Raw genomic sequence first — 25,145 nt, 5'->3', positions numbered from 1 at the left:
CTTCCATAAAAAATAATCTTCTCTCAGTCAAAACTTTTCAATATGAAAAATAAAAAAAATATACATACTTCATTGAGTAGTTATTGCACAGAATACATAAGCAATTTTAATCTACATCAATTAAATCTTAACTTCAAGCGTAATGCACTGAAGGCTGCTGCAATAGCGGCTACATCTTCTTTTGCTCTATCTTCAACAGATGCTCAAGCACAGGTTCTTGACTGTCCTCCTGTTTTTGAGGAAATACCTCTTGTTGGTGGTCCTGTAACTAATCCTAATGGTCTATCAGACATAAATGATAGAAATAGTGCTCCAACTTTTGTTGATTATGATGGTGATGGAGACTTTGATGTTGTAACGGGTGATGGCTTTTCAGCATTTGGTGCTACTACCTCTGGTGCTATTTATTTATTTACAAATACAGGAACTAATACCAATCCTATTTGGACAGGACCAACTGTCAACCCCAATGGATTAGGTGGAAATAATATCAACCCTTCTTATGGTGTTCTTTCCCCTGAGTTCGTGGATATTGATGCTGATGGTGATTTGGATGCTTTCATAGGTACTGAATATGATGGTACATTGTACTTTGAGAATGTTGGTTCAGCTACAGCTCCAAACTACAACCTCGTTGGAACGAACCAATTCGGAATTTTAGATCGTGAAAATGCAACTCCTGACTTTGCTGATATAGACGGCGATGGAGACTTTGACCTTTTCATAGGAAACTTCCCAGGTAACACGTCTTTCTTCAGAAATGACGGAACAGCTACTGCTCCTAACTTCGTGTTTGTTTCTGATAATCCAGGGGGTATAGTAGATGTTGGTTCGTATGCAGCCCCTACTCTAGCTGATTTAGATGGCGACGGAGACCTAGATATGATGATAGGTGATACTGGCGGAGGCTTCAATTACTTTGAAAATACTGGAAGTAGTACAGCCCCTAACTTTGGAGCTCAACAAGTAAACCCATTTGGCTTGAGTGCTGTAGCCGACGATGCTACACCAGACTTTCAAGACATAGACAATGATGGTGACTTGGACATGATAACGGGTAGTGACGAATCACAAGTCTATTTCGAAAATATAGGAACAGCAACGAATCCTGTATTTCAAAGATATCCATTTGGTCTAACTCCTCTATCTGGCGAATATAATGCCATAGATTATGCAGATATGGATGCAGATGGAGATATTGATTTCTTAGTAGGAAACAAAGCTGGAGAAGTTCAGTATTATGAAAATGTAGGAACAGCTACTCAGCCTGATTTCTTACCAGCAGTAACTTTGTTTGGTTATGGTGGAGCTGTTGAGCAGTTACACCCAACTTTAGGTGATATTGACGGTGATGGTGATATAGACCTAATGTGGGGATCGTCTAATATTCCAGCAATCTTCTTTGTTGAAAACATAGGAACTCCTCAGAACTTCAACTTTGCTCTTACAGCTTTTGGTAACTCGTTTGGACTTACAGGCACAGCAGATGTACAAACTCCAGAGTTTGTAGATTTAGATAATGATGGTGATTTAGATATAGTAGCAGGTGGAGCAAATTTAGATGGTGGTTTATATTTTCAAAATACAGGAACTACTACTGCTCCAAACTTTGCAGCTCCAGTACCTTTAGCTGGAGTAACAGGGTATTATAACCGTTTCAGTGAATTTGATGCAGATGGAGATGGCGACTTTGATTTAATTGCAGGTAATATTGGTGATATTACTTATTACCAAAACATAGGAACACCTGCTGCTCCAAGCTTTGTGGACAGAAATACATCTTTAGGTCTAATCAACCCAAATACTACCAATGAGACTGACTTCTCTCCTACTATCGTGGATATAGATCAGGATGGAAGATTTGAAGGGTTTGTTGGTAACAAAGGTGAAAACTTATATGTTTTTACAGATAAAAAAGTAATTCCTGCTATATCAATTGTAGAAACCGCTCCTCTTTTGTCTTGTGAGTCAAACACTCTAAGCATAAGCTCTAGTAATGTTGCTTTGGGTGACCTTACTGTGACTTGGTATGATGGTAATAATAACGTCGTAGGTACAGGAACAACAATCACTCTTCCTTCATTAGATTCAGATACTTACTCTGCTAAAGCAGTAGTAACAGCTACTGGCTGTGAGTCTAATCAGCCTACAATAAACGTAGTTAGACAAAATCCTGTTATTTCAATTACACAAGGAAGTCAGATTTTCTCTTGTGAGACAAATACATTGAGTGTAAGTTCTAGTAATTTTGCATTGAGTGACCTTACTATTAGATGGTATGATTCAAACAACAACCAAGTAGCTACAGGTGATACATTTACGTTGAGTTCGCTCAGTACAGAAACATATTCTGTAAGAGCAACATCTCCTACAGGTTGTGATTCTAATGAGCCTACAGTTGATGTAATTCAGAATCTTCCTATTATATCTATTGTAGAAGGTTCTACTGTCAATTCTTGTGAAGTAAGTACTATAAGTGTAGCATCTAGTAACTTTGCATTGAGCGACCTTACATTAGAATGGTTGGTTAATGGCAATGTAGTAGGAACAGGCGCTACTTATACCCTTCCATCTACAGATGCTCAAACCTATACAGTAAGAGCTACTACTTCTACAGGTTGTCAAGTAACTGCATCTACAAGAACAGTAAAAGATACTCCTAATATTTTAGTAACACAAGGAACATCAGTATTCTCTTGTCAGCCAGTAACTCTAACTGTAGAATCAAGTAATTACTTATTGAGTGACTTGAACTTCACTTGGTATGACTCTGATGGTAATACTGTCGGAACAGGGACTTCTCTTGAAGTTGATCCTTTAGCACTTCCTAATTATGGTCCTAAAGAAGTATCTGTAGTAGCAACTAGCGCTACTGGTTGTGAAAGTAATACATTCAATGTATCTGTTGCTTGTTCTGATCAAGTTTCAATTACTCTTTCTGGTACTGCTGGTTACAATACAGCTAACTTAACTTGGCATACTACAGGCTCTCGTCCTGTTCGTGAGTATGAAGTGTATGGAGATCCAGGTCAGTTTGGACAATACTTACTATTTGGTTATAGTCTAAATACTAGCTATGAAGTAGTAGGATTAACAAATGGTCAGAAGGTTGATTTCAAAGTACGTCCTATTTATGTAGACGGTGATTATGGAACTTACTCTAACACAGTAACTGTTAAGCCTTCTATCGTATTGGGAGAGGAAGACGAACAAAAAGCTGGATTTGCTTTCTTCCCTAATCCAAACAACGGTGAATTTAGTCTTAAACTACAAGATGGTTCTACTTCTGCTTCTGTAAGTGTAGTAAGCCTTTCTGGTCAGCAAGTTTATACAACAACTTTAAGTAACACTCAAACTTCTATTAACTTAGGTAATGTTGCTTCTGGTATGTATATCGTTCGTGTAGAAACAGCACAAGGTATCTATCAACAAAAAGTAAGTGTTGTACGCTAATTATACTAAAAGTAGAATTATTCTCTTTGAGAGTAATTCTACTTTTGAAAACTTCTTATAAATACAATTCAAATTGTAATTATTAATATCAAAACTTTAAAATACAAATTTATATGAAATTTAATTATTTGCGTATAGCTGCTCTATTTATACTATTTATAGGTGTTGGAGCTTTTACATCTTGCTCTAGCTTGACAAACGATAGCAACGACGATGATAATGCAAATGCAGCTTATGTAGGAGAGTGGAAACTTGTAAGTGCTACTTTTACAGGAGAAACAGCAGAACCAGCTGATTTTGCTGGCTTTGCTATTAAATTGAACTCTACAGGCACTTATGTATTGACTAACCCAAATAACTTTACAAGCCCTACTGATGATTTGGTAGGTACTTACAATGTAAATGGGTCTTTCATAACTTTTAATCCTGGAGCAGAAGTGAATGTTACTGGTATTGGTGGCAACACAATGAGCTGGGAATGGCAAGTAGCAAAACCAGGTAAGATGACTGCTACTTATCGTTATACTTTTGAAAGAATATAGTAAAACTCTATAAGTACTAGTAAAAACCTTTCTATTTATGAAAATAGAAAGGTTTTTTTATACTTTATTCTGAATATCAATTTATAATAGCTCAATAATTCATTTTTCAAAACCTACTTTTGTATCAGTAATTTTGTAGTTTTATAATAACAAGCATACAACACAAAAAATAATTATTAGAACAATGGCAACAGAAAAAAGTAGTATCTTCGATATGATTGGTCCTATTATGATTGGTCCTTCTAGCTCTCATACAGCAGGAGTAGTTCGTCTTGGTTTGGCAGCTATCGATATTTTGGGCAGTACTCCAGAAGAAGCTGAGATTGTTTTTTATAACTCTTTTGCTAGAACTTATGAAGGGCATGGCAGCGACAGAGCCATCATAGCAGGACTTCTTGGTTTTGCAACAGATGATATTCGTATCAAGACTTCCTTCGATGAGGCTAAAAAAGCAGGACTAAAATATACGTTTCGTTCAGTCGGCAATGCCTCTATTTTTCATCCTAATTCTATACGCTTAAAACTAAGAAAAGGTGAACGCAATATTGAAGTTTTAGGTATTAGCAGAGGTGGTGGACTCATCGAAATTGAAGAAGTCAATGGCTATGAAGCAGGTTTTACAACAGGACTTTATACCCTACTAATATTTGCAGATGATAAAACAGGCAGCATTGCCTTTATTTCAAATATTCTTGCCAACGATGATTGTAATATCGCAACCATGAATGTCAGTAGAAAAGGAAAAAGAGGAGTAGCGTGTTTAGTCATCGAAATTGATTCTGAACTACGTCCTTTATCATTAGAATATTTGAGAAGTTTGTATTGGGTAAAAGAAGTTATTTATATGTTACCCTTAGAATAATTTTTATTTTAAAGGTTATCACGTTTTTTTACACATCTGATTGTCAGTAATTTATCAAAAATCATATCTATTTCTCCATATCATTAGCTTTACAAATCTAAGACTATGAAGAAATGAACTTTACTAAATTAACTGTGATAACGTTTACTACCAGTTATGAAAACTAAGATTTATTTTTATATAAAAAGAAATAATCAGCAAGCTCTGTTGATACTTAGTTTTCTATTGACTGTGTTGTTTATATCTTCTTGTAAGAATAAAAAGGAAAATACTGCTCCTAAAATATTACCTTTTGATGAAGCTATCGAACATCAAATTTCTTTTTTAGAAGTACCAATAGCTTTTAGTGTAGAACAAATTGAGCAAAAGATAAATCAAGCCATCAAGGGAACACTCTATGCAGACCAAAGTTTTGAAGACAAACAGAGTGATGGATTAAAAATTAGAGTAAAAAAGGTTGATAATATTAAAATATCAGTCAAAGAAAACGTAATGTATTATTCTGTTCCTCTTCATATTTGGGTGTCTAAAAGAATGCTCAAAACTAGATTTTTTGGCAAGAAAATAGAAAAAACAAAAGAAATAGATTTTTCACTACGCATACAGCTTCGTTCAGAGATAAACCTCAACTCAGACTGGAAACTAGAAACTCAAACAAAATATACTGGAATTGAATGGATAAAAAAGCCTAAACTCAAAGTATTGGGTATTAATTTTGACTTGGCAGGACTGTTAGAGAGTCAACTCTTACAGAAAAAAAATGACTTAGAAAGAGTAATAGATAAAGCCACTTCAAACCTTAAAATAATAGAGAAAGAAGTCAGTAAAATATGGATAAAAATCCAAGAACCTATCTTGATTGAGAAAAAAATAAGTAATGGAACATGGCTTTTGGCAGAACCCATACAAATTGAAGCTAGTAAAATTGAGGGAAAGGATAAAAAACTCTTTATTACTACTCGTTTAAAAACATTTCTACGAACTGTTGTGGCAAAGAAAAAAGGAGAAAAGCCTAGTGTTGCATTCAAAAAACTTCCTTCATTGAAACAAAACTACTTATTAAATTCTAATCAGAATGATTTTGAATTGAATTTGAGGGGAGAGCTTCCTTATAAGGCTATTAATGATTTGTTGAGTGAGCAAGTAAAAGATACTGTGTTGATTGTGCCGAATACAGACTATAAACTCAAAATAAATGATGTAGAGGTTTTTGGAAGTGGAAAACAATTATTTATGAAGCTCCAAATAACAGGCGACGTAAACAGTACCATCTATCTTAATGGTACTCCTCGTTTTGATTCTTTAGATAAGTCATTACACTTCGACAATTTTGATTATAACTTACAGAGTGAAGAATATTTACTCACAGCTGCCGACTGGATGCTCAAAGCTACTGTGAAGGAAGAAATCCAAAAGCTACTTGTCTTGCCTATGGATAATTATATAAAAAAACTTCCAAATATTATCCAAACTGCACTTTCAAAAGGAAAAACTGGAAAAACAGCATTATTTGACTTACAAGATTTTGACCTCTTACCTCGTTTTATCCAAGTTGATAAAGAACATATTCGCATATATGTAAAAGCTACTGGAAAAGTAGGTATTGAGATTATAAAACTCTAATCTTTAAACGACACACTATTAATGATAAATGATAAACTAAAATTTCAATTAATTTCTATGAAATCAGTTATCTTGTTTATTTTTTTAATGTTACTTCCTTTTTCTATATATGCCCAATTTACAGGAGGAGATGGAGGAGGTTCAGCTAAAGCAGAAATTAGAAAACAGACTGTTTTATCACTAGAAGAAGAACAGAAAAAAGCCTTCTTTGAAAACTTAAAAGTAATTACACAAAAAGATATAGTGTATATAAAGTGGAACGATAAAGTCAAGATAGAATATATTGAAATTATAGATGTGTTAGGGAAAAAACTCAATACAGTATATGTCTCTGACTTTAAGAATGAAATAAAAATTCCATTCATAGAAACTAAAGGCGTATATTTTATTCGCTTCAAAAGTAATAAAGAGCAATTCTTTACAAAGAAAATGGCTTACTAAAAACAAAAAGCACAAAACCGTAGTTTTGTGCTTTTTTTGTGTGGTTATCTCATAATATAGATTTTACCAATGTTTTTCTTAAAGAGATTATCTTTGGCTGTTTCTCGGTGTTCGAAGCTAAGTTGATTATTACGAATATCTACTTTGTAGAGATAAACTCCGTTGGCGAGCTTATCGCCATATTCATCTGTTCCATCCCACGAAAATTCTGAAACATTGTCTCCAATCCGTATTGCTCCTAGCTCGTCCTTTGTAATAGTTCGGACGATTTTTCCAGTAATGGTCATAATCTGAATACGAATGTCGTCTGGCACTTCTGCTCCTGTAAGTGTAAAGACAAATTTCATGTTCGTAGAAAATGGATTAGGATATGGATAGAAGTGTGTCAGACTAGATTTGTTTATGACTTCAAAGTTTACTTTGTAATCTTCTGCTCCAGCACGGTTTCCACTTACATCTTCTGCTTCTACAATGAGAGTATATTTTCCATCCTCTAAACGTTCTGGTCGATACTCTAAACGGAAGTTATTATCTTGGGAGGCAAAATATTGAACATTCTGACCATCATAATTGAGCCTTACACGTTCACAGCTATCACACTTACTCAAGTAAAGATTAATTCCAACAGTATCTTCTCGTATCAAGAATTTATTTTCATCTCTTAGCTGAACCGCAATGAGTGGTGTTGGAGAGATAATATCGCCATCCATAATTTTTATACCATCAAAAGCTACATCCAATACTGGATTTACATTATCTGGTACAACTGTAAAGCTCGCCTGTAAGATATTGTTTTCATAAATCTGTTCGCCTTGTATTCTAGGATTCATAAATACAGTAAGCAAATTATCTCCAAAATAGTCTAAAGAATAGAATTTGGCACTAAAGGCAAGTTCTTCTCCTCTTGCAAGAGTTGAAAGCGTATCAAAATGTTCTGTTGTAAGTCCAGTATCATCGTTTCTAACTGTATAACGAACTACTAAAGGGCTAGAAAAATCACTTCCAGAAATATTACGGAAACGGAATCCAATATCTACCGAATCGCCAGCTGATACTTGAGGATTAGTATTCTGACGATAGGAAAGCGTGTCATACAGCAAAACACCTTCTGGAACTTCTCTATAAATTACTTGCCAACGGTCTAGTTGTGGCGAAGTTCTATCAACAGAATCACTCAACGTAGCACGTAACTTTAGATATGGATACTGATTAGCATCTATCTGATTTAAAGCATAATTATCTTCTCTAACATTTTGCTCTAAGACAGTTTCTGCTCCATTAAAATTCACACCTAATACATCAAGTTGCCACTCATCTGCACCTCTAGTATCAAATTGTCTGAACATATTTCCCCAACTAGCAGCAGGTCCAATCAAAGATGAAGTAACAGTACCATTGTCTGTAAGTCCATTCAAAACAAAAGATTCATTGATAACATCATTTCTTGTTTGAAGATTAAATAGTAGTGCAGAACCAGCAGGCGCACCTTTTCTACCTACCAAAACAAAAGCTGCATCATTAGCTCTTGCTGTAAACTGACTAATTTGAGCTTGTGTAAAGCCAAGTTGAGCAAGAACTGTTGCTTCTGCACTATGTTTGCCACTATTAATACTATTCATCATGATTATATAATCTTGACTACGCATATTGGCAACATAATCTGTTAATGTACTGTTATCTATTAGATAATTGAGAATAAGATAAGGCAACCCAGCAACGGCAAGTGAAGGGTCACAGCCAGCAGCAGGCTTAGGATTATATACTGCGCCAGTACGACTATTTACTGCCAATACTAAAAGCTGACCTTTATTACAATCTCCACTGGTTAGAGTTTCACCATCCATCTTGATAAAATAATTCCCTCTTTGAGCAGAAGCACCTCCAGCAGCTTGTATTTCAAAGTTCAGTGAATAGTCTTGAAATTGCCACTGTCCTGTTTCTTTCGGATAAGAAAGTCCTTGTAGAGTAGCTTTATCAAACTGTGCCACATGGCTCTGAGACCATCCAGCAGGACTATTATTAATGTAAATAAAAGATGAAGTAGCCCACTCTTGATTATCTTCTCCCTGTGGGTCTGCATAACGCACTCTCCAATAATATACTGTACTATCTGCCAAAATAGGTAAATCTACCTTCCATTCAGTAGTAATATAATCTTGTAAAACAATCGTTTTCTTAACAGAACTATTAAACAAATGAGTAGTATCTATTTCATATTCGTAGCTTCTAACATCTGTAAACGGATTGCTATTTTGTGCAATAAGAGTTGGAGTAGTGTTACTTACTATGCTATATTCCTTGGGTGCAAGGGTAACCATTGCTCCACGTTGCAGGAAATATTCAAAACTAGCGTAATTATTGGTCTCATCTGACTCATCAATATCTTCAAGATAATCTAAAAACACTTCAAACTTATTTATTCCTATTGCCTTTGCTTTTTGGTCAGGACCAACTGTAATATCGTAGTATAAAGTATCCTCATTAGCGATAGAAGGATAATCTTTTACAGAATAAAAATCTTCTGTACCATCTGGATAGGTTCTTCTTACACGAACACTAATTCGGCGATTCTGAATATCCATAATTCCTAAATTGCTGGCTACTATCTGTACTCTAAACTTATCACTATTTGCATTTACAAAGTCTTCATTATTGACAGGTACTAAACTTACACGAGAATTATTTATCTGATAATCTGGCTTACTTATAGGAATCAGGCGAACAGCAGGGTCTCCGTGCAAAGTAATTTGTTGTGCTGCTGCTCTAGCTATTTCATTCTGAAAGCCATTTCTTGCTATATAAGTACGTAACATTTTTTGCATGACCAAGCCAATGGGTTCATTCAAATTTTCTGCTTTTGTAAATGCCTCCTCATAAAATGTCTGTGTATAAAGGCGAAGCTGTCCACTAAAACCAAGTTCTCCATGAGAGAGGAATAAAATAGCTCCTTTGTCTGGTGTGAGTGTCCAGTCTTCAGCTAATGAACGGTTTGAACCGTAAGCATTTCCTGTACCACAACCGTTTACCAACATTAGTGGATAACGTCCTTTATTACTATACTCAGGACTTTGGCTTACATAACCCACCTCTATATCCGTAAAGTTTACACCAGCATGTCCGAAAAAGGTAATAACTGATACTCCATTATTTAACTCTTCTGAAATGTCAATAAACTCAATAAAATCTGTGGTTTTCTTTGAAAGTGTTTTCACTTCTGCACCCAAATATTCTCCTTTTGCAATATCTTCAAAACCTTCTACATAGCGTTTGAAACTAGCATGTTCAGAAGGAGAGTAGCCTCCACTCAGATGTAAAAGTCTTTTTCTCCAACTTTGGTCACCTTCTAAATTTTCGTGTTCTTTTACTTTATTGAGATAATCTATGACTTCTTTTGGTGTTTTGGCAGACAAACGAGCCGTTGCAAGTGCAGGTTCTAGTCCACCATTTACTATACCTGCTGTAAGCATGTGGTCAGACCCTGGATAACCGAAAGGAGGAATATCATTGCTATTTGGATCTGCCTCGTGAACTCCTACACTTTTACCTAAAATAAAGAGAAACTTTGCATTACCATTTGTCAAAACATAATTTGCAAAGCGACGAATAGACAAAGGTGTAGTTTCTCCATAAGAAAATATATTATAAAGTTGGTTGATTTCTACTACTAGAGGAGTGTAATTTCCACCTTGTTCACTAGCACGATAATTTGCATATTCTTGTACTGGGTCTGAAATATCTCCAAAACTTTCTCTCAAATTTTTAGCTGTTAAGATAACATAGTCTGCTTCTAAACCTGTGATAGGTGTAAAGTTCGCTTTAGTAATGGAGTTTACTCTTTTTGTTCCAGCTAAAGCATACAATACTCTATTTGTACTGGTTTTAGGAACTATCATAGCTCTCTTATTCTGTAAACTATCTGCTTTTATTTCAACAACATTTTGTGGGTCAGTAACATCAAAAAAACGACTAAATTCCGTAGGGTTTTGTACTTCTACATAAGATTTGCCTTGACTATTTGGTTGTAGATAAAAACGTTTAGCTTCTTCACCATTCATTTTAGTTGCTTGTGGATATTGCACATACCCTCCTGTATAACTCAATTGTCCTGCTCCTGCAGATGCTACCATATCTTCGATATAAAACTCTACTCTTCCATCTTCCATAAAACCAACTGAATCAGGAAGTATTTTCTTTACTCTAGCAATTTCATAGTTTTTAAATTCTTTTTCTTCTATAAAAATATTTTCTGATGTTCCTCCTTTTCGATAGTAAAAACGTGCTTTATGTTCTAGGTTTACTAACCCCATAATACCAAAGCCTATTTCAGAGTTCTGTAGAGAATCTGGTACGTAATCTACTATCGATATACCAGCCAAACCTTGCACAGCACCTTTCCCTCTTGCTAACCTTGCTCCAGATACTCCTTCGCCGTCTTCATAATCACTTAATAAACATCCTCGTCCACTAGAAGAAAAAAAACTCAAAGGATATAAAGGTCCTAAAACATAGCTTGAACTAAAATTCTGTGTTTGATATTCTAGGTGATAGGGTTCTGGCTCTAAGTTTTGAGTATTTGCCTCATAAAATGTCTCCATTCGCTTTACCTGTTCTGTTGAAGAAAGAGTGTAGGTAAGAAAGTAAACAGAGTTATAACCCATCAAGGATATTTCTGGTGTAGGTCGTTGACTAGGATTTGGATAAAGCAATTTATCATGATCGCTATCTCTTCGTTTACCATAGAACTCTATATAATCTAAAGAGTCTAAACGTCCATCCCCTTCCCCAAATACTCGTATGGGTATTTCTTTGCCGTGGTAATAGATTTGCAAACGGCGTGGGTCAATAGACGCAGGAATACCAGCATCTAAAATCTCTTGAAACCCTATTCTATAAATAGCATCTTCATCAACCACAAGTTTATAATATGTTTTGTCATAATCTATCCAATCCATATACTGACTAAAGTCAGCAGGAGGAAAATATAACTGAGCTTGTATTTTATTAGAAAAGGAAAATACTATTCCTAAAGCAAATAAAAAAGTATATATATGTTTGTTCATAGCTACAATGAATAAATTTTATAAATCGTAAATAGATCTTTGTTATGATTATCTTTCTTTATTTTAGTTTCTTATTATTTTTTCCTACCAGATGCTTTTAAAGAGTTTATCTGTTGTTGATTAAACAAAAAACGAAGAGAAAAAACATGAGAAAAAGGCACAACTGAATCATCAAAGGCATTTGTGATGGCATAATCAATTACAAACTGTTTAACTACAATACCAACACCAAAGTTGGGTTGATATGTCCAAGATTTACTACGGTCGAAGTCTGTAACTTGCTGAAAATTACCTAAACCTCCACGCAAATAGACTGTATTTTTATAGTCTAACTCTACACCAAATGTAGGCGCAATAGAAGCAAAATCTGTACTGATGACTGTATTTCTTCTTCCATCAAAAGTTGTTTCTAATCCAATACTTCCCAAAACACCAAACTGACTATTTTTGGTACGCCACGGATAAGAAGCTCCTAGGGTTAGGCGTGGTAATGTTACCTCTAAAGAGTTTGTAGGAATCTCATTTCCTGTATTTGAAAATGTTTCTCTTACAGCATCACTATTGAAAGAGTAGGCATTATATGTTCCTGTAATATCCCTTCCCATTATCCCAATTTGCCAATTCTTAATTTGTGTTTGCATACCTATATCAAGTCCAAATCCCCAAGAAGTAGCAAAAATACCTGCCGAACGATGTACAACTTTTGCATTTGCTCCTAAATAGATAGGGTACTTTTGTTCTGGACGGTACTCTTTCTCATCGGTTGCTTCTCGCTCCTTGATTTTTAAACTCATAGCACGAGCATAAGAAAACATAAATGCATAAGATGCCTCAGCAAACGAACCTACATTATTATAATCTACATTTCCATTTTCATCTATTAAGAAGCGTGTATCAGGAATATCATCTATTCCAAAACGAATAACAGAAAAGGCAATTCTGTTGGTAGAATCAATGGCAGCCGAAAAACCTCCATAATCGTAATTTGCAATCCCCCCAAAATAAGAGACATGCATCAAAGAAATCTCATATTGCTCCTTTGAACGCAACAAACCTGCAGGATTCCAATAGGCAGCTGTTACATTGTCAGTAAAAGATACAGGCGTTCCAGACATTGCCAAGCCTCTCGCTCCCACTCCAATAGCTAGAAACTCATTGCTATATTTGGGAGCATTTTGAGCTTGTGCAAAAGTAGGCAGCAGACTCAAAATGACAAGCCAACCTAAAAGAGAAACAAATAATTTTATACCAAGAGAAGAAATAGAACTCATTTTATTTATATAAACAGAGGAAGAAAATGAACTAGATATAATGTTGAATATACTAACGAATAATTAGAGAGGTCTGAACCACCTAGACAAATATACATAAATCATTAAGTTTTACTTTCAATAAAAAATAATTATTTAGGTCTCTTCTATCATTTTTTTCTAAAATTTATAAATAATGTACAACTCATAATAAATAGCAAAAGGCTTTCCAATATGAATATTAGAAAGCCTTTTTTTGTATAAAACTATTACAAAGTAGGATTAATCCCACTCTTTGTCTGCAAACTCTTCTTTTACGCTACCATCTTTCTCAAACCATTCAGGTAAGCCATAAGCATATCCTTTCTTTCCTGGTACATTGTAACTTTGAATACGGTCTTTGAGCTTATAAAGTGCTGCTGATAAAGCTCTATCTACTTGAATTGCGCTACGGTCGCCAATACGGTCGTCTTCGAAAGCCAAATCACGCATTTCATATTTGAATAGAAGTTCGTTTTTATCTTGTAATTTATCTAAGATAAATTTTTCCCACTGGATGCGTCCACGACGTACACCTCTTTCTCCAGTACTAAAACTACTGCTTCTTTCTTCTCCTTTCAAGCGTGTCAGGACAGCACGAATATCCTCTGCTTCTTTTGTAATGGCAGCCAAACGACGCTCATAGCGAGCTGTAATCTCTGCGAGTTGTTGTTCACTAAAATTGACAGTTTTTGTCATAACATTAAAAAATTTATAGTATAATTACTTTGGGTAAATTAGCAAGCAAAAAATATAATCTCTAAAAAAATATATAAGGGGATTTTGATAGAAGATTGGTATTTAAAATAGTATTAGAAAATCATAATATTATTTTTTATTATCAATTTTCTGATAAAACTATTTTGCTTTTATGATATTCTTCTCTCATTCATCTGCCAATTTGTGTTAGTCAAAATAAGTAAGGGCTATTTTTACTATTTGGGGAGTTGAATGTATATGATTTTCATTTTTTATATAAAAATGATATTCAAGAATATAGTATATAAAGTTAATTGCTCGTATGGCAAAAATAACAAAGTTTTTTTAATAACAATAGATTTTGTAAAATTTTTTCAAGATATATGACCTTTTTTTTGTATTTATTAAATACTAAACTAGGTTTATCTGATTTATTATTCATGTTTTTATTTTTTTCATTTTAATAACTTTATAGATGCAAAGTGAGCTATTTGGCTAGTTTGCTTCGTATTTTTGTCTAAAAAATCTTTTTCTTATCTTTTGAGCAGAAAAAACTAGAACCTATACATTTCTATTTTTTCAACTTTATTTTTTTAATACACAATTTTTATTTTTTTTAGAACATTATGGGATTATTTTCATTCATTAAAGAAGCAGGTGCAAAAGTTTTTGGTAAAAAAGAGGAAAAAAGACAAGCTCCAGACCCTCAAATTGCAAAACACATAGAAGAAGAACAAAAGGTAGAAAAGTCAAAACTAGAAGCTCTAAAGGATGAAGTGCTGGCACTAAATATTCCAGTAGAAAACTTAAACCTTGCTTTTGGACAGTCTGTAACTGTTACAGGAAAAACAAAAACCAACGCAGAGCGTGAGAAAATTATCTTAGCCATCGGAAATGTAGAAGGAGTTTCTATTGTGGAAGATAAAATTGAGGTAGAACAGCCAGAGCAAGAAGCTCAATTTTATACGGTTAAGAAAGGCGATAGTTTGTCTAAAATTGCAGGAGAATTTTATGGTGATGTGAAGGCATTCAATACTATTTTTGAAGCCAACCAACCAATGCTCAAAGACCCTAATCTTATCTATCCAGGGCAAGTATTGCGTATTCCTGCAAAATAATTTTTCAGCTTTTTAAAGTAGTATAAGACCTTTGAAATACAACTCCAAAGGTCTTTTTTTTTATCTTTTTCTACTTTTGATTATGAATCCAATAGAAATTCTCAAGCAAGCCATAGATAAAAAAGCCTCTCATTTATGGGATAAAGATATTACTCTTTCAAGAAATGATATTCTCGTTCGAACAGGCAGCACTGATAATTGGATTTATTATGTAGAAAGTGGTGCATTGCGTATCTGTGTGGAGAGTGAAAATGAAATACACACTACTCGTTTTGCTTATCGTGGTTCGTTGGTGGCTGTTTTAGATTCTTTTTTTAGAGATACTCCTACTATTTATTCTATCGAAGCAATTCGCAAGTCAAAAGTTATTAGAATGAATAAAAATGATTTCAAAGCCTTTGTTTTTGCTGATACAGAATATACTAGATTGTGGCAGTTACTTTTAGAAGAACTAATATTACAACAGCTAGAAAGAGAAATTGATTTGCTTCATAATTCCCCAGCCGAACGCTACCAACGTGTTTATGAACGTAGTCCTCATCTTTTTCAAGAAATTCCTCATAAATATATTGCTGCCTATCTTCGCATGACTCCAGAAACACTTAGTCGTTTGCATTCAAATAACAGATAATCTTTAAATCAAAAAACTCACAAAGCATAAAGCCTTGTGAGTTTGAAGTTTTCTAAAATTTGAAAATCTATTTTGCCAATACAGGTGCATAAATTTCATTTACTTTCTCTACTACAAAATCAATTTCTTCTGCTGTATTGTATTTACTAAATGAAAAACGTACTGAAGGACGAGCAGGGTCGTTTTGAAGAGCTGTCAAGACGTGTGAACCAATTTCTGAACCACTAGAACACGCACTTCCTCCTGATGCAGAAATGCCTTGAATATCCAAATTGAATAAAAGCATATCGCCCATATCTGATTTTGGAAACTGCACATTGAGTACCTTTGGCAAACCTTTTTCAAGATTTCCAGATTCGCCATTAAAATGAATATCTTCTCCAAAATTAGCTCTTAGCTGGTCTATCATTCTGCTTTTCAGAGAAAGAATGTGTTTTTTATGATTTTCACGCTCTGAAAGTGAAATTTCTAGTGCTTTTGCTAATCCTACAATTCCAGCTACGTTTTCTGTTCCTCCTCTCATGTTGCGCTCCTGCGCCCCACCTGTTTGGAATGGGCAAAAACCTGCATCGTGCCTAATGTATAAAAAGCCAACACCTTTTGCACCGTGAAACTTGTGTGCCGAACCTACAATGTAATGAACAGGCAATGCTTGCAAATCCATTTCATAATATCCCATCGTCTGAACAGTATCAGAGTGAAACATAGCATCATATTTCTGACAGATTTCTCCTACGGCATTGAGGTCTGTAATTGTTCCAATTTCATTATTTCCGTGCATAAGAGAAACAAGTGAGCGTTCGTTTTTACTCAAAAGTTCATCTAAATGGTTCAAATCTATATTTCCACGTTTATCAATATTTACTAGACTTACTTTTACTTCTCCTCTTTTTTCTAATTCTTCAACAGTATGTAAAACAGCATGATGCTCTAAAGGTGAAGTAATGATATGTTTTAAGTTATGCGAACGAACAGCACAACGAATGGTAGTGTTATCGGCTTCTGTTCCTCCAGAAGTAAAAAATATTTCGGCTGGCGATGTATTCAAAAGACCTGCAACAGTCTTACGAGCTTTCTCTACTGCCGATTTTACGATACGCCCTGTAGAATGTGTAGAAGACGGATTTCCAAAATGCTCTGTTAAATACGGCATCATTTCATCTAAAACAGCTTTGTCTAACCTAGTGGTAGCTGCGTTGTCTAAATAAATGCGAGAGGAAGAAGAAACTAAACTCATAAGCTGGTAAAATATATATAAACAGTATTGGGATAGACTGTTTTGTAAAGAAATGTATTATCTTTTATCAGTAACAAACTGATAATGAATTACTTAATTAAATAGTAAGGCTTGCAAAGTTACAGAGATTTTCCAAAAAACTCAATTTTGTATTCTGGTTTTTGTACTAAATTGAATAAGAATAGCAGAAAATAGCATAAATTAAGCCTTTCAAAACAACTACTACTCTTATGAATGTGAATTACCCTATTTTTCTTTCTTTCCTTATCCTATTTCTATTCTCCAAAAATTCCTTTGCTCAAACTCAAATTGACTCTCTACAAAGGGAGTTACAAAACACAACAACTGATACAACAAAAGTAAACCTGTATAACGAACTGGCATTTGAAATGTGCCTTCGAAATATAGATTCAGCTTTACTATATGCTGATAAAGGATTGCAGTTAGCTCAAAAAATAGATTTTAAAAGAGGTGTTTTTACCAATTATGAGAATACTGGAATTGTGTATTCTGAAAAAGCTGATGTAGATAAGGCAATGGAATATTTTTTAAAGGCAATTAAATATAAAGAACAGCATTTACCCAAAAGTTCTATTGTAGAGGTATATAGGCAGATAGGAATTTTATTTTTTAGACAACAAGAGTTTAAAGAATCTGAACGCTACCTAAAGGAAGCTATCGAAATTGCTCAAAATGAAAATAGTAATGGTTTATACAAAGTGTACTTCACTTTGGCTACGTTATACTCTAAGACAAAACAGTTTGATGAAGCAGAAACTTATTTTGAAAAGTGTTTGGAAGAACCCAACCTACAACCAAATGATAGAGGAAGCATTTATCTCAACACAGGCAATCTCTATCAACGCATGGAAAACTTAGACAAAGCTGAAACAGCTTATCAAAAAGCATTAGAAATTACTCCTAAAGAAAATCAAAAAAACATTGGAAAAATCTATAATGGTTTAACAGATGTAGCACTCAAGACAGGAAAATACAACCTTGCTGAAATATACGCCAATAAAGGGTTAGAGCATGCCAAAGCAACGCAAAATATTCGCTCTTCAATTTATGCCCATCGAAATTTAAGCTATGCACTTTATTTAAGTGAAGATTATAAAAATGCTTTTGAGGTATTAGAAAAATACAGGAAATTGCGTGATAGCTTAATAGAAATGACTAATGCAGAGGTATTGAACGAACTGGAACAAAAATACCAAAATGAAAAAAAGCAAAACGAAATAGAAAGACTACAACAAGAACAATTCCTTTTCAAAGAAAGAGAAAAAGCTACCAAAACTAGAAATATTTTAGTTTTAATAATTGCTATAATCACAACAGCCGTTTTGCTATTACTTTTACAGCTTCAAAGAACAAGACACAAAAGAGATATTTCTCTCAAAGAAATAGAAAAGCAAGTTCAAGAGCTAGAACTAAGAGAAAAACAGCAACAAATAGAACAGTATAAAGAGCGATTAGAGCGACACACTAACAACCTACTTCAGAAGAATCTTATCCTAAGCGAACTTAGAGAAGAACTCTCTACCCTAAAAGAATCGCAGGAAGAAGAAGACAGGCTCAAAAGACAAAAAATTGAAGAACTTATAGGTAGTCGAATCTTGACAGAAGAAGACTGGCAAAACTACAAACAAACTTTCTTACGAGTACATCCTCATTTTTTTGAAGAATTAGAAAAACAATCTCCCAAAGTTTCAAAAGCCGAAAAACGAATTGCTACCCTACTAAAACTTGGTCTTTCACAGTATGAAATGGCAGCTATTTTGGGAATTTCGGAAGAAAGTGTGAGAAAGGGCAAATATCGTTTGCGCCAGCGTTTGGAAGTAGATTCAGAAGAGGAAATGATGGAGATTTTGAGCAAAATTAATTAGCACCTTTTTTTTGCTAAAACGTTTTAGTTTTTAGCGTCTTTTTAATCCAGTTTTTCAATAAATATATTATTCTTAAAAGCTATTGCAACTAGAATCAATTTATTTTCGTTTAGAATAGACAACAAGCTATATAAAACAATATATTGAATAAAAGCTAAATTTCAGAATTTTATTTTATTTCTCTATCTTGTACATATCCTTTTTTGGATATATTTTGAATTTAGATGAACAATCGATGATGAGAAGATATATAAATTTAGGTGTTTTTGTTTGTTTCTACCTTAGCATTTCTGTTTCAGTAGCTCAAACGACCTCTTCTATTCCTCACTCTTTAGACGAGGCAATTTCGCTCTTTAATGCAGGGAATCATAACGAAGCAAAAATATTGCTGAGACAAAATCTAGAACACGACCCAGACGATTCTGATTCTCGTTCTGTATTGGGAAAAATGAACTACCACTTGGGAGAGTGGAAAGCTGCCATTGATATTTGGAGTGAAGGCTTAAAGGGAAAACCTTCCGACTATGTTTTACACATGAATATTGGAAGTGTTTTTTATGATAAAGCCAAACAAAATGCTCCTTCTATCTACCTCACAACCTATTCTGATGAAGAAAAGGAAAATGATTTGGAAACGTATGAAAAAGATTTTTTAGAAAACACTTCTACCTCTTTTTTGAAATATTGGCAAAATGGAATTGATTCTTATCAAGCAGCTTATAAAATCTATCCGTATGAAAGTTATGTCTTGGAAAAACTAGCAGAACTCTACGAAATGAACAGAGAGTTTGATAATGCTTTTCTATATCACAAACAATTGGCAGAACTCTACCCAGAAAATAGTTTTTATCTTACAAGGTCTGCTACCTATCAAGCCAAAATCAAGACAACTACTCAAAAAGCACAAGATTCGTTAGAACAGTTAGTTATTGCCAAACTTCATCGCTCTTTAGAAATTGATAATCAAAATCCTGATACGTATAGAGAATTAGCACGTATTTTTAAAATGAAAGAGCAAAATAAGGATACAGAAAAGGTATTAGCTTCTTCAAAATACAACCAAAAGGCTGATTTTTATGCTTCTATTCCCAAATATGCTCGTTTTGAGTTTAATGAAGAAAAAGCATTTCTACTGGATAGATTGCTTACAAGAAATTATAGTAAAAAGAAAGAATGGTCTAATCTGATTGATTCTTTAGCTATAAAATTAGAGGAAAAGGATATTGTTACACAAAACTTATTAGTTACCGTTTTAGCTGCTAGTGCTACTGACTCTGAACTATTGCGTTCTTTTAATCATCATTACAATATATCTAGAGAACAGAAAAATATTATTACTGTGCTTTCCAAAACACAATATGGTCAATGGCTGTTGGTTCAACTCTTAGAAAATACGAAAGAGATAAACCTAACAAAAGAAGTTACAACTACATTGGTAAAAAATCAATCGCCCAATATGCACGACGTTCTGATTGGTTTATTAGAATATGATTATTTACCAGAATCTATGGATGTGGCTCAAAATTTATCTATGCTCAATGATGAGAGAAGCCGAGCAGCCCTTATTAGAGAACTTTACTTACCTCTGCCCAAAACAGCTTCTAAGTGGAGAAACAGAAATTACCGTTTTTTACAAGTGCGCCAGATGCGTGCTAGTATTGCGCTTTCCTCTATCCGACACAATGAAGAAATTAGAAATGAGCTTCTAAAAGGCTTGGAGCGTCAAGATGTGCGTTTGTTTTGTGCTGTTGCTTTATATTCTCAAACTAGAGATGCAGAATATTTAAAACTTGCTAAAAAATTTAGACCTAAAAAAGTGTCTTTCCCAGAGTTAGGACAGTTTTTAAAAAGGTTCAATAATCCAAAAGCGCAGTCATTAGGAGACAAGCTCATCAAAGGGTAAAGTTTTTAATTGATGATTTTGTAAAGTTCATTTCTCCATAGCAAACCCAACACTATGGAGAAATAAGCAGAGTTTTAAACTTACACACTTTACAGGATAGTGTACTTTTTGAAATAGTGTCTTAGTAGCGTCTAATCTTTCTTTTTCTTATTCTTTTGAAATTTGTCTTTCATCCAGTCACCATCTAACAAGAGTTGTCCTTCTGGAGAATACATTTTTCCTCTTCCTTCTCGTAGGTTATTTACCCAATCGCCTTCATAACGAATTTGAGAAGAAAAAATATAAACTCCATAGCCTTCTCTTCTTCCCTCTACATAATTGCCCTCATACACATCTTCATTTTTCCATTCGTATCTTCCTTTTCCATTAGGCAGATTGTTTTTCCAGTTTCCTTCATAAATCCCTCCAGTTTCAAAAATTCCGATACCAAAACCGTTGGCTTTATCATTCTCAACCCTACCATAATACCTAATACTTGTATTTTCTTTGTTTGTGAAGTCAAGCACTTGATATTTATCTTCTGCTGTTTGTTCTAATCTGTGTGAAAGTGTTTGATTGACTTCTTCTATATCGTGTAGGGCAATATTAGTTTCATCTAACTGATGATGTAGTGTATCTATTTGTCGGTCTCTTTCTACAATTTCTTCTTGCAGTTTTCTGAGTGCTTCTTCCTTTTCCATACTTCCTGTGTAGGCAACTTTCAGAATGTATTTAAGACTGTCCAGATTTCCTTTGATAACTTCTTGAGATTGAACGTAATATTTGGCTTTAACTTCTAAATCTAAAGTATCTATTGTAAGGCTATCTACAAGAGAGTAATACATAAAAGATTTTTGGTAATTCTTTTCAAAGAAAGCCAAATTAGCCTTTTTCAAATACTCTTGATAGCTTGTTTTTAGCGTTTTAAATATTAATTTCTCTTCAGTAGATGAGCTATGAGACCAAAACCAGACTAAACCTACAAGCAGTAAAACATTAGAGAAGAGCGAAATCCAAAATATTTTTTTCATAAAGAATAGGAATTGATAGTTACTATTACAAAATACTAAAAATTGTTGAGTGCTATCTAATATCCAAGATTAATTTGAGGTAGCCGTTCTTCTAGGCTTCTAAAATCTAAACCTACCAAAAGGTTTATTCTTATGATATGTGTTGTTTTGTATTCAAAACCTGTTGTTTTTTGTCCATACGTCCACATGTGTCCCCCAAAAAATGTCAAATTACGATTAATGACATAACCAATACCATTATAGGTTCTGAAATCTTCAAAAGGATGATAAACTACCGACTTGCCAGAGTGAAGAAAAATCTCGGCACTAGGCGAAAAAAATAGTGTCTTGACTCCAATTTTCTTTTTATTGATAGGAACATAGGCAAAAAATTTATAGCGATAACGGTTGGTATATTTATGAGATGCTCCTATATTATTTTTGCGTTTCCAACGATGCTCAAACCTAAATTGATGATAGAACTTTACTCGTCCCATAGGTGGCATTATAAAGAGCCATTGATGCCAAATACGTGGTTCTACGGTCATTTTTTCATATTCAGAAGAAGCTGGGTCAGGTGTAAAATTCAAAACAAAGGTAGGTCCAATGACAGCTTCAAAATAAGGGCTAAATAAGAGGTTGAGTCCAGCTCTGTTATAAATTTGACGAGACTGATTTACAAAACCATATAGATGGTCTTTACTATTTCGCATACGGTAATGATGCTCACCATAATAGCCTAAATGTTTGCTGAAGCGCATTTTGAGATATACACCACTCCAAAGTCCTGTTTCCTCTAACTTTGCAGTTGATTCACTCTGTGCGACACCTTTTTGTAGTGAAAAAAATAGGCTAACAACCCATATAGTAAAAGAGATTCTTTGCCACATAACAAATGTATTTTTGAATAGGATTAAATAGAGTACTGGACATCAATAGATATTGCTATTCTGTGAGTCATAGAACAGGTAAAAGTGCCGTTCGCTAGTGTTTTAGTGTAGCGACACTAACAACTTTTTATTTCATGTACAGTATTCTAAGGATTAAACTTTTCTTGTTATAACATAATGTAAATATATTAACTTTTTTTAAAGAATATATTTCAAAATCATCAAAATAGTAACATTGATGATAAAGTGATTATACATCCAAAATGTAGGCTTCAAAAATAAAAACATTGACCATTTTAAGAAGTTTTCAAAGAATAAAGAAGGCAATTTTTAAGTACAACTAGCTAAAACTTCAGATTTTTTGTCTTAAAAAAAGAAGGTTGTACTTTGTTTCTTACTAGAAAACATAACTCCCATCCTATCCATAAAACATTGATTAAAAGCACTTTAAGAAATTGTCCCAGTTTTGTCCCAGTTATTTTTTGCCCTTTTTGAATAGGTTTCCGTACATTCAAACATCAAACAAGACGTAAAAGTCTGTTACACCAAATTTACCTTTTCACTATTTTTAAAACTCTTTCAAAAAAAACTAAAATCTATTACTATTACTATGAAATCAAAAATTAAATTGCTCCTTAGAGCAACCTTGCTTTATATGCTCTTTAGTTTTGTACTCTATGAAGCAAAAGCAGATTGGCAAACTTATAATTATAGCGAAGGAAAATTTAAAATGAATTTCCCTGCTAACCCAGCCACAGAAACTGATGGCGATTACAAAACCCTTACAGCCAGTGATGGAAAGCAAGTATATAGAGTAACATTTATCACAAGAGATGCTACCTTCGAAAATCCACAAGAACACATAGATGCAGCCTTTACAAGTTATGGCAATGTCAATGGAAGTGTAAAAAAACTCAATAATGGCAACCTAAAAGGACAAGAAGCAAAAGTAAAAAGTGGTACAAACAATTTTTTGATTCGTGTATGGATGAGTGAATATCGTATTTGGATACTCATTACAGCAAAGCAACTTGGAAAAATAGATGAGAAAAAAGCCAATGTATTTTTTGATTCCTTTGTAGCCAATATAGAAAACACAAATGTTGCGACTACACAATCTAACTCTAGCTCAAATGCTTCATCTTCGTCTAGCTCGTCTAATAACGATGGCAGCTTTGACGCTATGGCATATTTTAAATCCAAAACCTTTCCTCATATTAGTAATATTAATGATATAATGGGCTGGAAAGGATATTCTATGTTGCAAATGTTTGTCAATAATGACTTATCCGACATCAAAGAAAAAATAGATACGTATGGAGAAGCCAATATCAGCACAAGTTATGCAGGAAAAAAGGGCATTCAGTTTATGAATCAAGATTTGCCTAAAATTTATCCTTTATTTCCTCAAATCATCAATCAATATTTAGAAGGCGTTTCCATCACTCCAGCCAAAGACGGCGAAGACTTCGTACAAGGAAAACCTCGTTTGCTCTACCTCAAAAAAGTAGCTGATTTGGCATCAGATTTTGAAACTGTAAATCCAAATGCAGAAACTAAAGCAGCTCATAAAAAAGCCATTGAAACCTACAACAAAGCCATCAGTGCAGCTCCTTATATAAAGGGAAATTATCACAAAAATAATTTGGGACAGGTAGCCTTATTTAAAGATGAAATTCCTGTTGGAGAGGGTTCTAAAGAAAAAACAAGTAAAATTTTATCGCCTAAAAACGGAAAATTTTTAGTTGGCTACTTTCCTAATCCTCTAAATTCTGGACAGCGTTATGTAGGGATGAAATGGAGAAAAAAAGATGGTTTTACATATAGCCAAAAACTATTTGTTTGGAAAAAAGACGAAGAAACCTTTTTGAAAAATAATGGAGCAATCGGTTTTAATGTTTTTCCAAATCCAGAAAGTTTAGACTACAAAAGTGGTTATCAATACGATGTTCATTTAAACATATTGAAATTTTTACTCAATCTTCCAAATGGTTCTCACGAACTAGAAATAGGCTTTACAAGAGATAAAATGGCAAATACTAATACTGAAATAGGTTATAATACTTTTGTTTTTGAAATGAATGAAGCAAGTCGCTCTGAAATTCAATCACTTTTCGATAAACTTCTCCAAAGACGTATTGAAGCAACAATGCCACAGGCTTGTAGAGACGACCGAAAAATGATTTCAAACCTAGAAGGCTTCGGAAAATATGGAAAGCTATTGAAGTTCGTCCATACAGATACACCCAGTGAAGTAAAAGATGCTAAATGGCCTCATCCAGTCATCGGTTATGCAACAAGTGGATGGGCTGCTATCGAACGTCCAAACGGAACAGTAGAAATTATTCCTATCGGACTTTTCAAAAAAGTAAATGGAACAGTTTGGAATTTTACTGCCATTGACCAAATTCCGAGTCTTTTCGAAATGAGCGGAGACAAAACCCTTTTTAGTGGAAGGGGTGAGTTTGGTTACCTAATGAAAAAAGAAAATATATCAAAATGCCATGAGTGGGAATAAAAAT

At 34.0% G+C, this 25,145-nt stretch carries 16 protein-coding genes; 10 read left to right on the top strand and 6 right to left on the bottom strand.

Annotation, left to right across the window (positions count from 1 at the left end; genetic code table 11):
* Positions 1 to 42 precede the first annotated feature (42 nt).
* The 5 genes from QZ659_RS07615 to QZ659_RS07595 all read left to right on the top strand — a co-directional run bounded on the left by QZ659_RS07615 (position 43) and on the right by QZ659_RS07595 (position 6,921).
* Entirely contained in the window at positions 43 to 3,453 is a 3,411-nt protein-coding gene (locus QZ659_RS07615; protein ID WP_291724376.1) for an FG-GAP-like repeat-containing protein, read from the top strand.
* A gap of 113 nt (positions 3,454 to 3,566) precedes the next feature.
* The gene (locus tag QZ659_RS07610) at positions 3,567 to 3,995 is read left to right on the top strand and encodes a hypothetical protein (RefSeq protein ID WP_291724372.1); all 429 of its coding nucleotides are present in this window, start codon (positions 3,567 to 3,569) and stop codon (positions 3,993 to 3,995) included.
* Positions 3,996 to 4,179: 184 nt separating this feature from the next.
* Positions 4,180 to 4,857 carry an L-serine ammonia-lyase, iron-sulfur-dependent subunit beta gene (sdaAB, locus tag QZ659_RS07605; protein WP_291724369.1) on the top strand — a complete coding sequence of 226 codons (678 nt, stop codon included), beginning with the start codon at positions 4,180 to 4,182 and terminating at the stop codon, positions 4,855 to 4,857.
* A 156-nt stretch (positions 4,858 to 5,013) separates the two neighbouring features.
* Entirely contained in the window at positions 5,014 to 6,480 is a 1,467-nt protein-coding gene (locus QZ659_RS07600) for a DUF4403 family protein (RefSeq protein WP_291724366.1), read from the top strand.
* A gap of 57 nt (positions 6,481 to 6,537) precedes the next feature.
* Positions 6,538 to 6,921 (top strand): T9SS type A sorting domain-containing protein, encoded by a 384-nt coding sequence (locus QZ659_RS07595; RefSeq protein WP_291724363.1) that lies wholly within the window; start codon positions 6,538 to 6,540, stop codon positions 6,919 to 6,921.
* 44 nt (positions 6,922 to 6,965) lie between these two features.
* On the opposite strand, the gene QZ659_RS07590 is transcribed toward QZ659_RS07595, so the two are convergent.
* The 3 genes from QZ659_RS07590 to QZ659_RS07580 all read right to left on the bottom strand — a co-directional run bounded on the left by QZ659_RS07590 (position 6,966) and on the right by QZ659_RS07580 (position 13,969).
* Positions 6,966 to 11,981 carry a C25 family cysteine peptidase gene (locus QZ659_RS07590; RefSeq protein ID WP_291724360.1) on the bottom strand — a complete coding sequence of 1,672 codons (5,016 nt, stop codon included), beginning with the start codon at positions 11,979 to 11,981 and terminating at the stop codon, positions 6,966 to 6,968.
* A 74-nt stretch (positions 11,982 to 12,055) separates the two neighbouring features.
* On the bottom strand, positions 12,056 to 13,252 hold the full coding sequence (locus tag QZ659_RS07585) for a hypothetical protein (RefSeq protein ID WP_291724357.1): 1,197 nt from the start codon (positions 13,250 to 13,252) through the stop codon (positions 12,056 to 12,058).
* A 261-nt stretch (positions 13,253 to 13,513) separates the two neighbouring features.
* Entirely contained in the window at positions 13,514 to 13,969 is a 456-nt protein-coding gene (locus QZ659_RS07580) for a hypothetical protein (RefSeq protein ID WP_291724354.1), read from the bottom strand.
* A gap of 626 nt (positions 13,970 to 14,595) precedes the next feature.
* Between QZ659_RS07580 and lysM the strand changes: the two genes are divergently transcribed.
* Entirely contained in the window at positions 14,596 to 15,087 is a 492-nt protein-coding gene (gene lysM / locus QZ659_RS07575; protein WP_291724351.1) for a peptidoglycan-binding protein LysM, read from the top strand.
* A gap of 82 nt (positions 15,088 to 15,169) precedes the next feature.
* On the top strand, positions 15,170 to 15,718 hold the full coding sequence (locus QZ659_RS07570) for a Crp/Fnr family transcriptional regulator (RefSeq protein ID WP_291724348.1): 549 nt from the start codon (positions 15,170 to 15,172) through the stop codon (positions 15,716 to 15,718).
* Positions 15,719 to 15,785: 67 nt separating this feature from the next.
* Here QZ659_RS07570 and QZ659_RS07565 read toward each other — a convergent pair whose 3' ends face one another.
* Positions 15,786 to 16,955, bottom strand: coding sequence for a cysteine desulfurase family protein (locus tag QZ659_RS07565; protein WP_291724345.1), 1,170 nt, complete (start codon positions 16,953 to 16,955; stop codon positions 15,786 to 15,788).
* Between the two features lie 230 nt (positions 16,956 to 17,185).
* Here QZ659_RS07565 and QZ659_RS07560 point away from each other — a divergent pair, with 230 nt between their 5' ends.
* Entirely contained in the window at positions 17,186 to 18,841 is a 1,656-nt protein-coding gene (locus QZ659_RS07560) for a tetratricopeptide repeat protein (protein WP_291724342.1), read from the top strand.
* A 214-nt stretch (positions 18,842 to 19,055) separates the two neighbouring features.
* Entirely contained in the window at positions 19,056 to 20,744 is a 1,689-nt protein-coding gene (locus tag QZ659_RS07555; protein WP_291724339.1) for a tetratricopeptide repeat protein, read from the top strand.
* A gap of 131 nt (positions 20,745 to 20,875) precedes the next feature.
* Here the strand turns inward: QZ659_RS07555 and QZ659_RS07550 are convergent, their stop codons facing one another.
* Positions 20,876 to 21,754, bottom strand: coding sequence for an MORN repeat-containing protein (locus QZ659_RS07550; RefSeq protein WP_291724336.1), 879 nt, complete (start codon positions 21,752 to 21,754; stop codon positions 20,876 to 20,878).
* Between the two features lie 56 nt (positions 21,755 to 21,810).
* Entirely contained in the window at positions 21,811 to 22,623 is an 813-nt protein-coding gene (locus tag QZ659_RS07545) for a DUF2490 domain-containing protein (protein WP_291724333.1), read from the bottom strand.
* A 610-nt stretch (positions 22,624 to 23,233) separates the two neighbouring features.
* Here QZ659_RS07545 and QZ659_RS07540 point away from each other — a divergent pair.
* Positions 23,234 to 25,141, top strand: a complete 1,908-nt coding sequence (locus QZ659_RS07540; RefSeq protein ID WP_291724330.1) for a hypothetical protein — start codon at positions 23,234 to 23,236, stop codon at positions 25,139 to 25,141.
* Positions 25,142 to 25,145: the final 4 nt, after the last annotated feature.

The organism is Bernardetia sp. (assembly GCF_020630935.1).
Lineage (GTDB): Bacteria > Bacteroidota > Bacteroidia > Cytophagales > Bernardetiaceae > Bernardetia.
Note: the sequence above shows the minus strand (reverse complement) of the source record. Positions and strands in the feature narration are given on the sequence as shown.

Bases quoted from the DNA above. Each gene is read 5' to 3' on its own strand.
- QZ659_RS07615 (WP_291724376.1), top strand. From the start codon at position 43: ATGAAAAATAAAAAAAATATACATACTTCATTGAGTAGTTATTGCACA.
- QZ659_RS07610 (WP_291724372.1), top strand. From the start codon at position 3,567: ATGAAATTTAATTATTTGCGTATAGCTGCTCTATTTATACTATTTATA.
- sdaAB (WP_291724369.1), top strand. From the start codon at position 4,180: ATGGCAACAGAAAAAAGTAGTATCTTCGATATGATTGGTCCTATTATG.
- QZ659_RS07600 (WP_291724366.1), top strand. From the start codon at position 5,014: ATGAAAACTAAGATTTATTTTTATATAAAAAGAAATAATCAGCAAGCT.
- QZ659_RS07595 (WP_291724363.1), top strand. From the start codon at position 6,538: ATGAAATCAGTTATCTTGTTTATTTTTTTAATGTTACTTCCTTTTTCT.
- QZ659_RS07590 (WP_291724360.1), bottom strand. From the start codon at position 11,981: ATGAACAAACATATATATACTTTTTTATTTGCTTTAGGAATAGTATTT.
- QZ659_RS07585 (WP_291724357.1), bottom strand. From the start codon at position 13,252: ATGAGTTCTATTTCTTCTCTTGGTATAAAATTATTTGTTTCTCTTTTA.
- QZ659_RS07580 (WP_291724354.1), bottom strand. From the start codon at position 13,969: ATGACAAAAACTGTCAATTTTAGTGAACAACAACTCGCAGAGATTACA.
- lysM (WP_291724351.1), top strand. From the start codon at position 14,596: ATGGGATTATTTTCATTCATTAAAGAAGCAGGTGCAAAAGTTTTTGGT.
- QZ659_RS07570 (WP_291724348.1), top strand. From the start codon at position 15,170: ATGAATCCAATAGAAATTCTCAAGCAAGCCATAGATAAAAAAGCCTCT.
- QZ659_RS07565 (WP_291724345.1), bottom strand. From the start codon at position 16,955: ATGAGTTTAGTTTCTTCTTCCTCTCGCATTTATTTAGACAACGCAGCT.
- QZ659_RS07560 (WP_291724342.1), top strand. From the start codon at position 17,186: ATGAATGTGAATTACCCTATTTTTCTTTCTTTCCTTATCCTATTTCTA.
- QZ659_RS07550 (WP_291724336.1), bottom strand. From the start codon at position 21,754: ATGAAAAAAATATTTTGGATTTCGCTCTTCTCTAATGTTTTACTGCTT.
- QZ659_RS07545 (WP_291724333.1), bottom strand. From the start codon at position 22,623: ATGTGGCAAAGAATCTCTTTTACTATATGGGTTGTTAGCCTATTTTTT.
- QZ659_RS07540 (WP_291724330.1), top strand. From the start codon at position 23,234: ATGAAATCAAAAATTAAATTGCTCCTTAGAGCAACCTTGCTTTATATG.